Annotated in this window: 14 protein-coding genes and 1 tRNA gene; 3 read left to right on the top strand and 12 right to left on the bottom strand. The window is 62.2% G+C overall.

The genetic code is table 11. The features are described from left to right. Window positions 1-104: 104 nt before the first annotated feature. From ASG67_RS08580 to ASG67_RS08565, 4 genes are all read right to left on the bottom strand, one after another. Entirely contained in the window at window positions 105-1,742 is a 1,638-nt protein-coding gene (locus tag ASG67_RS08580) for an amidohydrolase (RefSeq protein ID WP_082543395.1), read from the bottom strand. 72 nt (window positions 1,743-1,814) lie between these two features. After that, entirely contained in the window at window positions 1,815-4,934 is a 3,120-nt protein-coding gene (locus ASG67_RS08575) for a TonB-dependent receptor plug domain-containing protein (RefSeq protein WP_235535121.1), read from the bottom strand. Between the two features lie 260 nt (window positions 4,935-5,194). After that, window positions 5,195-5,689 carry an Lrp/AsnC family transcriptional regulator gene (locus ASG67_RS08570; RefSeq protein WP_056528329.1) on the bottom strand — a complete coding sequence of 165 codons (495 nt, stop codon included), beginning with the start codon at window positions 5,687-5,689 and terminating at the stop codon, window positions 5,195-5,197. A gap of 99 nt (window positions 5,690-5,788) precedes the next feature. Beyond that, a complete protein-coding gene (locus ASG67_RS08565) occupies window positions 5,789-6,043 on the bottom strand; it encodes a hypothetical protein (RefSeq protein ID WP_056528326.1) in 255 nt (84 codons plus the stop codon). 112 nt (window positions 6,044-6,155) lie between these two features. Here ASG67_RS08565 and ASG67_RS08560 point away from each other — a divergent pair, with 112 nt between their 5' ends. Continuing rightward, window positions 6,156-6,734, top strand: coding sequence for a YkgJ family cysteine cluster protein (locus ASG67_RS08560; RefSeq protein ID WP_056528323.1), 579 nt, complete (start codon window positions 6,156-6,158; stop codon window positions 6,732-6,734). Window positions 6,735-6,932: 198 nt separating this feature from the next. Further along, the gene (locus tag ASG67_RS08555) at window positions 6,933-8,738 is read left to right on the top strand and encodes a putative bifunctional diguanylate cyclase/phosphodiesterase (RefSeq protein WP_235535120.1); all 1,806 of its coding nucleotides are present in this window, start codon (window positions 6,933-6,935) and stop codon (window positions 8,736-8,738) included. A 43-nt stretch (window positions 8,739-8,781) separates the two neighbouring features. Here ASG67_RS08555 and ASG67_RS08550 read toward each other — a convergent pair whose 3' ends face one another. The 6 genes from ASG67_RS08550 to ASG67_RS08530 all read right to left on the bottom strand — a co-directional run bounded on the left by ASG67_RS08550 (window position 8,782) and on the right by ASG67_RS08530 (window position 10,800). Then, the gene (locus ASG67_RS08550; protein ID WP_056528315.1) at window positions 8,782-9,111 is read right to left on the bottom strand and encodes a hypothetical protein; all 330 of its coding nucleotides are present in this window, start codon (window positions 9,109-9,111) and stop codon (window positions 8,782-8,784) included. Next, the gene (locus ASG67_RS08545) at window positions 9,101-9,556 is read right to left on the bottom strand and encodes a hypothetical protein (protein ID WP_056528312.1); all 456 of its coding nucleotides are present in this window, start codon (window positions 9,554-9,556) and stop codon (window positions 9,101-9,103) included. The genes ASG67_RS08550 and ASG67_RS08545 overlap by 11 nt, the downstream gene beginning before the upstream one ends. Window positions 9,557-9,574: 18 nt before the next feature. Further along, a complete protein-coding gene (locus ASG67_RS08540) occupies window positions 9,575-9,922 on the bottom strand; it encodes a hypothetical protein (RefSeq protein ID WP_056528309.1) in 348 nt (115 codons plus the stop codon). Window position 9,923: 1 nt separating this feature from the next. Further along, entirely contained in the window at window positions 9,924-10,421 is a 498-nt protein-coding gene (locus tag ASG67_RS08535) for a helix-turn-helix domain-containing protein (RefSeq protein ID WP_056528306.1), read from the bottom strand. A 22-nt stretch (window positions 10,422-10,443) separates the two neighbouring features. Beyond that, window positions 10,444-10,578: a hypothetical protein gene (locus tag ASG67_RS19690; protein ID WP_268796285.1), complete on the bottom strand. Its 135-nt coding sequence runs from the start codon at window positions 10,576-10,578 to the stop codon at window positions 10,444-10,446. A 145-nt stretch (window positions 10,579-10,723) separates the two neighbouring features. After that, a tRNA-Arg gene (locus ASG67_RS08530) sits at window positions 10,724-10,800 on the bottom strand. A 59-nt stretch (window positions 10,801-10,859) separates the two neighbouring features. Between ASG67_RS08530 and ASG67_RS08525 the strand changes: the two genes are divergently transcribed. Then, complete coding sequence (locus ASG67_RS08525) at window positions 10,860-11,600, top strand: queuosine precursor transporter (RefSeq protein ID WP_056528303.1); 741 nt, start codon at window positions 10,860-10,862, stop codon at window positions 11,598-11,600. On the opposite strand, the gene purQ is transcribed toward ASG67_RS08525, so the two are convergent. Then, window positions 11,597-12,265 (bottom strand): phosphoribosylformylglycinamidine synthase subunit PurQ, encoded by a 669-nt coding sequence (purQ, locus tag ASG67_RS08520; RefSeq protein ID WP_056528300.1) that lies wholly within the window; start codon window positions 12,263-12,265, stop codon window positions 11,597-11,599. The two genes, ASG67_RS08525 and purQ, sit on opposite strands and share 4 nt — an antisense overlap. After that, complete coding sequence (gene purS, locus ASG67_RS08515; RefSeq protein ID WP_056528297.1) at window positions 12,265-12,495, bottom strand: phosphoribosylformylglycinamidine synthase subunit PurS; 231 nt, start codon at window positions 12,493-12,495, stop codon at window positions 12,265-12,267. Before purS ends, purQ begins: the two co-directional genes overlap by 1 nt. Window positions 12,496-12,504: the final 9 nt, after the last annotated feature.

The following is a 12,504-nucleotide window of genomic DNA, read 5'->3' as shown; positions in this document are numbered from 1 at the left end:
GTTGGTTAGGCGCGACTACGCCGAGCCGGATTCGGTTATAGCGACAGATCGTTTTTGCGGCGCCGACCAATCCCGCCGAATGCGGAATTGGTCGAGCCACGGCATCACTTGGTTTCAGGGGCGACTGCGGCAACCGGCTGGCCAACAGCGGGATATTTGATCCCCAACTGGTCGAGGTAGGTCGGATACTTCGCCGGATTGTAATAGAACTTCTTCATTTCCGGGCGCATTCGCTCCATGATCTCCTTGTTCAGATGGATCGCGGGCGGGTCGTTGGCGGTGACGACGGGATCGTATTTCTGATCCTTGAACTGCACATCCTGTTGAAATGCCTTCGCGTCCGCCACCAGTTGCGGGGTCGTCATGATGTCGAGGACGGTCATCGATACCGCCTTGGCACCCGCCACCGCGCCCTTGTGCGCGATCGGTGTGGCCATCGCGATTGCGGACAGCACGTTATGGCCGATCATGCTGGGGATGTTCGACGGATAGCGGACCGTGATCGTCGGCACCGTCCACATGATATCACCGATATCGTCCGATCCGCCGCCCAGCGACCGCTCGCGATTGGCGGGCGTGGAAAGGTCGGCGACGACGGTCGGCAGTGCCTTGATCGTGCGCTTGTTCGTTTCCTGCACGGTCTTGGCAAAGGCCTGATCGTCGGCGCTCCATGTCGGCATGCCGACGGCCTTGATGTTGGCATAGGCCGCCTCGGCCAGCGGCTTGTTGCCGTAATTGGGCGCGGCATAACCCAACAGCTTGTGTTCGACGGTGGTGCCGGTTGCCAATGCGGCGGCGTCGGCGATCTCGTTGCCGGTCTTGTAGAGGTCGCGGACGCTGCCGAAATCCAGATCGCGGAAATAATACCAGACGGTGGCGAGGTCGGGGACGATGTTCGGCTGACCGCCACCGTTGGTGATGACGTAATGCGACCGCTGCGTAACGGGCAGATGTTCGCGGCGTATGTTCCACGCCACGTCCATCACCTCGACCCCGTCGACCGCGCTGCGGCCCTCCCATGGCATGCCGGCGGCATGAGCGGTTTTGCCGTGGAACGTGTATTCGGCCGACACCAGTGCGTTGTTGCCGCTGTTGCCCCAGCCGGTGCTGAAATCGCTGCTCACATGCGCGAAGATCGACATGTCCACGCCCTCGAACAGGCCGTCGCGGACATACCATGCCTTGGTCGCGAGCAGTTCCTCGGCGACGCCGGGCCACAGCATCATGCGACCCGGAATCTTGTTCTTCACCATCACGTCCTTGGCGGCGATGGCGGCGGCAATCATCATCGGCATGCCTGAATTATGCCCCTCGCCGTGTCCCGGTGCGCCCACGACCATCGGCTTCAGCGTCGGCGAACCGGGATATTGCGACAGGCCGAGCAAACCATCGACATCGCTGCCCAGCGCCACCAGCGGCCCGCCGGTGCCCCATGTCGCAGTCCACGCGGTCGGGATGCCGGCCACGCCCTTAGTGATGGTGAAGCCCTCCTTCTTCAGGATGCCGGTCAGATATTCCATCGTCTGGAACTCCTGAAAGCCCGGCTCGGCATAGCTGAAGAGGGAATCAACCATCTGCTGGATCAGCTTGGCATGTGCCTCGACATCGGCGACCGCCTGTTGCTTCATCGCGGCACTGGCACCGGTGGGCGAGGGGGCGGCGGCCTGCGGTGCGGCGGCGGCGGGAGCGGTGCAGAGGCCAGCGCCGGCGAGGGCGGCGGCAAGAATGCGGGGATCGGCCATGTCTTCGTCTCCTGAAGGAAAAGGGGGTTCCGGACGGCCACAACGATGCTCCGCCCGGATGCCGGGCAAGTGTCAGATGCCGATGCGAACGCCCATCCGGAACACGCGGCCAAGCACGTCGTACAGCGCACGATTGGTCTGCGGATAGGCGGGCGTGTTGTTGCCGGTCGGCCCGTTGGCGACGAGTACCGGGTCGCTGTTCAGCACATTACGAATCGAGAAGAACACCTGCGCCTTGACGCCGCCCGTCTCGAAAGAATAGCTTGCGTTCAGGTCGTAGAAGAACTGCCCCTTGATGCGGTTCAGATTGACCGTGCGGAAATCGGCGGTCGAAAGCGGGCAGTCCGTGGTGCAGACGACATAATTGTTGTTGTACACACCACCGCTGACGCCGCGGGCGATCCCCTGAATGCTGAAACCGGAGTCGAGATCGTATCCGGCGGAAAAACGATAGGTCCAGTCGGGCAGGCCGCCGACATTCTGGCCGGCCAGATCAGTGTTCGCGGTGACGCCGTTGTTGCTGGTCAGCTCGAACGCATAGCTGGCCAGCGCGCGCAGCGTCATGTTGCCGGGGCCGACGGCGCGGCGATAGCTCGATTCGATATCGATCCCGCGCGTCTTCACGCTGACGAAGTTGGTCGGCTTCACCTCGATGCTGGTCACCGGCAGGCCCAGCGTCGTGACGCCGCGACCGCCGGTCGTCGAAATGAACGAACAGGCATCGGCGATGCTCTGCTGATAGCATTGATCGACGATCGTCTGGGCGAGCAGGGAGTCGATCGCGCCGTCCAGCTTGATGTCGTAATAGTCGACCGAGGCGGCAAAGCCCGGCAGAAATGTCGGCGTCAGCACCACGCCGGCGCCGTACGTCTTGGCGATTTCGGGCCGCAGCGCGGCGTTGCCGACGGTGGACTCGTTGAACTGGTTCGCCGCGACGCTACCGTTCACCTGCGGCACGTTGACGGTGTTGGTCCGGCCGGTGCCGGGCGCGAACAACTCGCTGAGATTGGGCGCGCGGATGTCGCGGGAGATCGTGCCGCGCAGCTTGATGTCGGGAATGACCTGCCACGTCAGGCCGGTCTTCCACGTATTGACCGTGCCGGACGTGGAATAGTCGGTGAAACGGAATGCGCCGTTGAAATCCATGCCTTTGAAGATCGGGATGACCGATTCGATATAAGCTTCCTTGACGTCGTAACGGCCCTTGGTGGGCAGGTAGTTGCCATAGATCCAGGTGCCGGTGGTCACGCCGTTGGCAACCAGCGGCTGGAACAGCGGATCGACCGACCCGGTGACCGACTCCTTGCGCGATTCCGCGCCGAACGCGACCGAGATCGGTCCCGCCCACAGATCGAACAGGCTGTTGGTCGAAAAGTTGATCGCCGCGACCTCCTGCTTCAACTGCTGTTTCCGCAGCGGTTGGAGGCCGTTGTAGAGGACATAGGCGATCGCCTCCGGCGAGGCGCCGTCGGTTCCGAGGCGGTTGAGCGGTGCGCAGGATCGGTCGTTGTTGTTCAGGTTGGCATCGACATTGATCCGGCACACCACCGTCCCCGGCGCATAGCCGCCGTTGTTGCCCGCCACCGCCACGACCGCATCGGTCGCCGCGGCCATGCGGGCGATGTTCCAGGTATTGGTCAGCAACTCGTTCGTCTTGGTCTTGCCCAACTGGTAATAGCCGCCCCATTTCCAGTCGCTCGACCCGATCGAGAACGCACCGTCCGCGCCAGCGACATAGCGGAACACCTCTCGCTCATTGTCGCTGCCCTGTGGCGGCAGGAAGATGTTGCTGGTGCCGATCTGGATTGACGTCAGGTTGTTGGCGACCATCGCCGCGCGCGTCGCATCGGGCAGATAGGCGTTGTCGCGCTGGATGGTGACGCCGGTCGTCGGCGTCTGCTGGTAAAAGCTCTGACCGCGATAATTGCTGTACGAGAACTGGCCGTAAAGCTCGACCAGCGGCGACACCTCGTAACTCATCCGGCCGAAGAAGCTGCTCCGCTTTTCCTCCGGCTGCAACGTGGCGCTGCTGCGGTGACCGGCGGTGGTGATGTCGGTATCGCCGCCGACCATCCACTGGCCGCTGGTGGCGCCGAAATTGAGTTGGTTCACCGTCGCCTTGCCCGTCGCCGGATTGACCGACCCGAAATAGGTACCGCGCAGCGGGCCGGTGCTGACCAAGCCACCCGGCGTGAACTGCCCCGTACCAATGCCGGACTGAATCAGGAATTCGTTGACGCATGGCGTGCCCAGCGACGCCGCATCGGTGCAGCGCGCCGCTGAATACGCCGGGTTGTTCGCGAGGAAATAGCCGCTGTCGTTCCAGTCACGATCAATCGTCTGGATGCCCTTTTGCGAGAAATGCTCGCCCGACACGATCAGATGGCCGCGTCCGTCCGCAAACGCCTTGCCGCCGGTCGCCGTAACCTTGTGGTTCGGCGCGTCGCCATAGGTGGTGACACCGTGTTCATACTCCATCTTGAAGCCGGTATAGTCGCGGTCGAGGATGAAGTTGACGACCCCCGACACCGCGTCCGATCCATAGGCCGATGAGGCGCCGCCGGTGACGACCTCGACCCGCTCGATCAGCGCCTGCGGGAACGTGTTGACGTCGACCTGACCGGTGGTGGTCGAGGCGACCGAACGCTGGCCATCGAACAGCACCAGCGTGCGGTTGGCGCCGAGATTGCGCAGATTGACCGAATTGATCCCCGCGGCGCCGTTGGACAGCGAGCCGTTGCTGCTGGCCGACGTGCCGCTGCCGCGCACCGCGGGCAGGGTGTTGACGAAATCGGAGATGTTGGCCGGTGCCTCTGCCTTCAGTTCCTTGGCGGTGATCACGCTGACCGGGGTGGGGGCGCTGTATCCGTTGCGCTCGATCCGCGATCCGGTGACGACGATCGCTTCACCCTCTTCCGCCGGGATGTCACCCGTGACGGGATCGACCGCCATCTCCGGCTTGCCGCCGGGGACGTTCGTCGTTTTCTGATCGGTCGGTGCCGATTTGGCCGGGCCACGCTCGGTCTGGAAGGCGATGTCCTGCGGCTCGGCGACGGTCTGCGCCCATGCTGCTTGGGTAGCGAAGCAGAGCGCCAACAACCCGGTGCCGGTCAGAGTGCGCATCTTGGAGCGCCGGGCAAATCGGGCAGGCGAGGTAAAGGCGCCGTGGCCGGCGCCGTGCAGAACAGTCATGGATAGCCCCTTCAGATGATCGGGTGCCGTCCAGATATCCCCCCGGTATCGTTCTCGTTGGTTCCTGCCTGCTCTGTTCGTTTGGCCGGGTGTCCCGGTCCTGTTCCGTCACGAAGCCTATCAGATGGCGTTCGCCGGTTCCTCGCAATCTGAAGATAAAATCTATGTTACTATGGTGGAAATCGTCATCATATCAGCTTATCGTGATTGATTGCCCTTCCATGATACATTGTTATGCTGCGATCGTCGTGTGATTTGTTCTAATTCGGATCTTCAATGGCGACGGGTGCCACCGATCGTTGCGCGACCTCGCGCATCAGGAAGCTGCTGCGGATGCGGGCGACATGCGGCAACGTCGATAACTCCTTGCGATACACGCGATCGTAATCGTCGAACGACCGGACGTGGACGATCATGATGAAATCGACTTCGCCTGACACGAAGCTGCAAAACGACATGGACGGGCATCGGATCACGGCCGATTCGAATTCGTTGAGTACCTGTTCGGCTTGCGACGTCAGTTCGATCGACACCATGGCGGTGATGCTGAAACCAAGTTTCATCATGTCCAGCTTTGCGGTGTAGCCGGCGATGACGCCGTCTTCCTCCAAGATTTTTCGACGTCGTGCAGTGGCTGTGCTGGACAGGTGGATGCGCTCGCCGAGCGTCACGTCCGATGATCGTCCGTCATGTACCAGTTCGCGGAGTATGCGATAATCGGTGGCGTCGATCATCTTGCCATCGGTTTCGCCCATGATGCCGTCCTCAACTGCGTGTTTTCACTGCCAACAATCGTTGCGAATTTTAGCGTGAGTTCGCAAGGCCGTCGAAGAGGTTCAGCACGGGTTCCGTGCTTATGCTTCGGTCAACTCGACCACCTCGAAGTCGAAACTCGTCCAGCCGCGCTGCCTGGCCGCCTCTTCGGTCGCTACCTTCTTGCGGCTGGCTTCTTTCAGCGATCCGGCGTGGCCCCAGAAAACCTCGGTCTTGCCGTTTTCCAACCGCGTGACGATGCGCCAGAAATGGGTGAATGGCGCGGCGGTGGGACCGATCCTCTTCACATAGCCATCGGCCATGCTGGCAATCAGATAGCGCTTCTTTCGGGCCATGCCGGATCGATAGAGCCGATGTCACCGGCCGTCAGCCGCTTTCGTCCGGCTCTGGCCTGTCCAGCGACGCACACGCTTGTTTTAGACGACGGATAGCGGCAACCCCGTACTGATGCAGACCGAGACTGACCTGGAAACCGCTCTGTTAGGGCCGGTACTCGCGGATCGCGCCTGCGGTGACTGCACGGCATGCTGCACCGAGCTGACGGTAGATACGCCGGATTTTGCCAAGCCCGCGGGCACTCCGTGCATCCATCTCGGCGAACATGGGTGCGGCATCCATGCGGTGCGTCCGCACATCTGCCGGACATGGTTCTGCGTCTGGCGCCGCGTCGCGAGCCTGCCCGATGCTGCCCGCCCGGACCAATCTGGCCTGCTCGTGTCGGTCAATTTCGTCGATCAGCCGCAGAATTGCCTGGACGGCGTATCGATCAATATCCGCCTGCTCGCCGACAGTGACGCAATCCGGAACGGCATGGCTGCGACCGTGCTGGACGGTTTATGCGATCAGCTGATCCCCGTTTGGTTCAGCGATGGATCGAGAAAGATGCTGATGCACCCCGAAGACGATGTAGCCCGTCTGGTAATATCGGGTGATCCCGCTCCCACCCACCTGCAAGACGAAGTGTCCGCATGGCGCGAACGCTACCGAGCTTTTGCGTCGGATGACCGTTCACTTTCAGCATCGTAAAGTCGACAACTACCTTATTCACGGAAACCAAATCATTTGCGTTGAAATTGAAGTCGAATTGGTCAGTAAATTATCAATTGATTGGAAACCATTCTTCCATAGATTTGGGTGATGACCTTGATTTTCCCTCACCACCGATTGTGGACCGGTGATGATACTCAAGGCGCTTTGCTGAAGCTTCAAAACACGATCCTCGAAATGATCGCCAAGGGAGCCGGTCTGGATACAACCTGCCGTGCGCTGTGCGAGGAGGTTGAGCGCCTGCTACCGGACGTCGTCTGTTCGGTGCTGACTGTCGATGACGCGGGGCGGATGCATCCTCTTGCCGCCCCCAGTCTACCCGAGATCTACTCCGCTGCGCTTGAAGGCGTGGAGATAGGGCCACTGGCCGGCTCGTGCGGAACGGCCGCCTATCTGGGGACCGATGTCACTGTGCGGAATATCGAGACGGATATTCGGTGGGCCGCATTCAAGCATCTGGCGCTGCCCCATGGCTTGCGAGCATGCTGGTCCAGCCCCATCGCCAATGTTGATGGAAACGTGGTGGCGACGTTCGCTTTTTACTATCGACGCGCTCGCGGGCCGACTGCGTTCGAACGGGATGTAGTGGCGAATTGTGTTCACCTCAGCCTGATCGCCATCGAACGACATGACCGGGTCGTCGAGCATCAGCGTCGAGCGTTCACCGATGCGCTGACCCAATTGCCCAATCGCGCGGCCTATAATGCCGCACTCGCTGACTTAGAAAATCATGAAACCGGCGACTGGGCGCTGTTTGTCCTCGATCTCGATAATCTGAAAGTCGTAAACGACACGTTCGGCCATCACGCGGGCGACCGACTGCTCCAGATCGCGAGCGATCGCGTCGCCACCGCGATCCCGTCGAGCCGGACGTTCCGGATTGGCGGCGACGAATTCGCCATCGTCCTGACGGCCCCCGAGAACCTGCACGATCTAGACTCGGCCGCCGGGCATATACTCGGTGCGCTGGCGGTCTCCGCCGATTGCGGCGGGCATTTCGTCATTCCGCGCGCCACGATCGGCGGGGCCATCCGGTCTTCGGATGAGCCGGTCGTCGAGCGTGTCAGGCAGAACGCCGATTTCGCCCTTTATCATGCCAAGGAATCCGGACGAGGCGGTTTTGTCCGCTATTGGTCGGGGCTGGGATCGATCATGACACGCCGACTGGCCGCGATCCGCGCGGTTGGCGCCGCCCTGCGTGAAGACCGGATCGAGGCGTATTATCAACCCATCTTCCGCCTCGACACACGTGAGGTCGTGGGGCTGGAAGCGTTGTGCAGAATGCGCGTCGGCGATACCGTGATGTCGGCGGCATCCTTCCACGAAGCGACCACCGACGCCCATGTCGCCACCGCCCTGACCGCGCGCATGTTGGAGCTGGTCGCGCGTGATTTGCGGCGCTGGCTGGATATGGGTATCCCGTTCCAGCATGTCGGCATCAACGTGTCGTCGGCGGATTTGAGCAGCGGGACCATCGAGGAATCGTTGACCTCTGCCTTCGAGCGCGAAGGTGTCGGGCTTGAGCACGTCATTCTCGAAGTGACTGAAACGGTCTATATGGGTCGCGGCGATCAGGCCGTGCAACAGGCCATCGTGAACCTGCGCAGCAAGGGCATCCGCGTCGCGCTGGACGATTTCGGAACCGGCTATGCGTCGCTGACGCATCTGTTGACCCTGCCGGTCGATGTCCTGAAGATCGACAAAACCTTCGTCGATCATCTCGGTACCGACGGCGTCAGTGCGACGATCATCGAAAGCCTGATCCGCATCGCCCGCAAGATGGACATCCGGATCGTTGCCGAAGGGATCGAGTCCGAGGAGCAGGTCGAACAGCTTCTCGCCATCGGCTGTGTGCTGGGGCAGGGCTTCGTGTTCGCCCCCGCCGTCCCCCAGGAAGCAGCGACCAAGTTGTTGATGAGCAAAGGCCAACCTGTCGCACCATCGGCCCGCGATACGTGCGCGTCATTTCCAGTCGTCGATTAGTCTTGTCGATCGGTCTGAGCTGGGCGAGCGCGTTGAGCGCCGTCTAGGCGACACCCTCCAGATACGTCCTGATATTGCGGACCCCGTCCTCACTCAGCAGGACGGGAGACAGCGGATCGATGGATGTCGGCCCCGAAACCAGCAACCCCGCCTGGCCCAGCGCCGCGATCCAGCGGATCCCCACTTCGACGCTCACCATTGCTGCGGCGGACGCCTCAGCCGCTTTTACATCGCGTCCATCCGCATTCTCGATAAATGTCCACAGCAGGATGTCCCACGCGTGGTCGCTCAACAACGCCGGCGGGAAGATCGCCCGGCGGCGACGGCGTTCTTCATACATCCGGCGCGCGCGGTTCTGGATGTTATCGGGCATTGAAGATCGTCCAAGGTTGATCGACGCCATGGATGCCCAATCGATGGCGATGCCGCATAGTGGCGACAACCAACGTCAGAAGCATCGGATACGCCCATAGCTTGAGAAAGAAGGCATAAGCCCAGCCTCCCATGGTCAGGTCCAGCAGCTTGCCAAAATGCACTATCAGCGATGCGAGTTGGAGCGAGGCCATCGCCATCGGCCAGTATCGGTTGGCGTTGAGCGCGATGACGGTCAGCCCCACGAAGAGCGACACATCCACCGCCAAGACGCCCGTCTCCACGCCGACAAAGCGTTTCGACAGCGGCGCATAGGCGATGAGGGTGGCTAGGGCGGCAGCGAACATGGCGATGGCGACAAAGCGTTCGGGCTTGCCGCCACGCCAGCCGGCATAGCAGGATATCACCACCTGCAGCAGGATGAACAGAACGACGTTCGTCCACATGATGCTACCGCCCCTCCATCAGGCTGCCTGTCGCTCGACGGCCACCAGCCGCGCAGACTGCATCGGCGGCTTGGGCGACATATCGCCGTAACTGGTTTCGGGCAGGCGGAGGTACTCGCGGGTACGGTCAAGGCCGGCATGCGCCTCGATGATCTGGCGGCGGGCTTCGAACAGCGCTTGCATGGCAGCGCCCAGGCTTTGGAAGACATCCTGTCCGACCATGGCCGGCAGCTTTGCCACCGTCCGGCCGTTCGCCATGGCGGTTGCCATGGCGCCGGCCTGCGCCAGCGCTTCATCGATCGCCTGTTCCGTCGCCAGCAGCGGTTCCGCTATCGTGCGGGCAACGGCCTCTCGTGTATGTCGCATACTAAACTCCCCGTGACGCTCCCTGACGGGGAGGCGGCACACCAGCAGGTGCCGGATGACTGTATTTCTCAGTCATCCGTGTGATGACCTCGGCGCCGACGACGATCAGGACGACGGCGTAGACCAAGGCGATGGCTCCGCCGACGATGATCGCCAGCCGGGTCCAGCGCGATAGGGAAATCTGTCTTCCGACCGGCTCACCGCTATCGAACTGGTGCGACGGTTCTGTCGGCCTTTCGACGCCGCTGGCCACTGGCGGTGATTGACCGGTCAATCGTTCGGGATGGGGGAGCGGACTTTCGACCAGCAGCCGTGCCGCCTCCATCCGATTGAGGACTGAAAGTTTTTTGACGGCATTCGAAAGATGGGTATCGACCGTGTGCGAAGAGATGCCGAGGATCTCGGCGATCTGCTTCGACGTGCGAAGCTCCGCCACCAGCCGCAGGCATGCCACTTGCTGCGGCGATAACGACGCGATCAGCGTGGGGTCGACGGGCATGTCGTTGCTTTCTCGAGCGTCCTCACTTCTGCTCGGTTCGAAGCTGATCGACGCTAGCCGCGATGAAAGCGGCGACGACATGCTCGTCCAGCGCATCGGCCAAGGACAGGGCCTCCATCAACAGGCTTTCCAGCCGCGATCTTTGCTTATCGTCCATTCCCAACCCAGCCCTGCCAATTATCATCGGGCGACTTCTTACAAGGATTGGGTGCCACCGCGATATGGCGATGCGCTCCAGGATTACCCACAACGATATCCGCCTGTCTTGCTGACGCCCAAGCGGACAGACATGTACGATGAATTGGCGCGCCCGGCTGGATTCGAACCAGCGACCACAAGCTTAGAAGGCTCGTGCTCTATCCAACTGAGCTACGGGCGCGCAGGCGGGCGGATTAGCGCGGATTGCGCGGCGAAGGAACCGGGATCATATGCGTCGCCATGGATAAAAGGGTAGGGCTGGCGGTCGCCGCGGACACGGTGTCTCGGGGGCAATTCCGGTATTTCGACTGGGTGATGGCGGCGTTCGTCACGATATTGCTGCTGTCGAACGTTATCGGCGCCGGCAAGGTCGCGACGATCCGGTTGCCGTTGATCGGCGACTGGCCGTTTGGCGCGGGTATCCTGTTCTTTCCGCTCAGCTACGTGATCGGCGACGTGCTGACCGAGGTCTATGGCTATGCCCGCGCGCGCCGCGTGATCTGGGCGGGGACGGCGGCGGTCGTCTTCATGGCGGTGATGGCGTGGATCGTCGTCGCGCTGCCGCCCGCGCCCGGCTGGACCAACCAGGCCGCATACGAAGCGGTGTTCGGGCAGGTGCCGCGCATCGTTGCCGCCAGCGTCTGCGCGTTCTGGGCGGGTGAGTTCGTCAACGCGTACGTCATGGCACGCATGAAGGTGTGGACCGATGGTCGCCACCTCTGGTCGCGCACGATCGGATCGACGGTGGTGGGGCAGGGGGTCGACAGCCTGATCTTCTACCCGCTCGCTTTCTGGGGCGCGAGCGGGTGGACCGGCAATCTCGTCATCACCGTGCTGTTCACGCAATGGGCGCTGAAGGTGGCGTGGGAGGTGCTGTTGACGCCCGTCACCTATGCCGTCGTCGGCGGGCTGAAGCGGGCAGAGCAGGTCGACGTGTTCGACCGCGATACCGACTTCACCCCGTTCCGCGCGCGGGTTTAGGCGCCGACGGTTTCCAGCAAGCCCTCGAACAGCCGGCGGCCGTCGTCGCCGCCATGCGCGGCCTCGATCCGCCGTTCGGGGTGCGGCATCATGCCCAGCACGTTACCCTGCGCGTTCAGGAGGCCGGCGATGTTCCGTGCCGATCCGTTGACCTGCTCGGCATAGCGGAACGCCACGCGGCCTTCGCCTTCCAGCCGGTCGAGCGTCTCGGTGTCGGCAAAGTAATTGCCGTCATGATGCGCCACCGGAAACGTCACCGTCTCGTCGGCCGAATACAGCCGGGTGAAGGCACTGTCGGTATCCGCCACCGTCAGCTTCACGTCGCGGCACACGAAGTGAAGCGACTCGTTGCGCATCAATGCACCCGGCAGCAAGCCCGCCTCGGCCAGTACCTGGAACCCGTTGCACACGCCAAACACCGGCAGGCCCTTGTCCGCCGCCTCGACCACCGACCGCATGATCGGCGAGCGTGCCGCGATGGCGCCGCAGCGCAGGTAATCGCCATAGGAGAAGCCGCCCGGCACCGCGACGAACCCCAGTCCATCGGGCAGGCTGGTATCACCATGCCAGACCATCGTCGGTTTGGTGCCCGTCACCGCTTCCAGCGCTACGGCGATGTCGCGGTCGCAGTTGGAGCCCGGAAAGACGATGACGGCGGTCTTCATCAGGCGCGCTCCACCCGGTAATTCTCGATCACGGTGTTCGCCAGCAACTGACGGCACATCGCATCGATCTGGGCATCGTCGGTCGCGTCCGCGACCTCCATCTCGATCAGCTTGCCCGCGCGCACATCCTCGACTCCGGCAAAGCCCAGGCCACCGAGCGCATGATGGATCGCCCGGCCCTGCGGATCGAGCACGCCGGGTTTCAACGTCACGAAAATACGGAGCTTCATCAGTGTCTT

The organism is Sphingomonas sp. Leaf339, from assembly GCF_001426195.1.
In the GTDB taxonomy this organism is placed as follows: domain Bacteria; phylum Pseudomonadota; class Alphaproteobacteria; order Sphingomonadales; family Sphingomonadaceae; genus Sphingomonas.
Note: the sequence above shows the minus strand (reverse complement) of the source record. Positions and strands in the feature narration are given on the sequence as shown.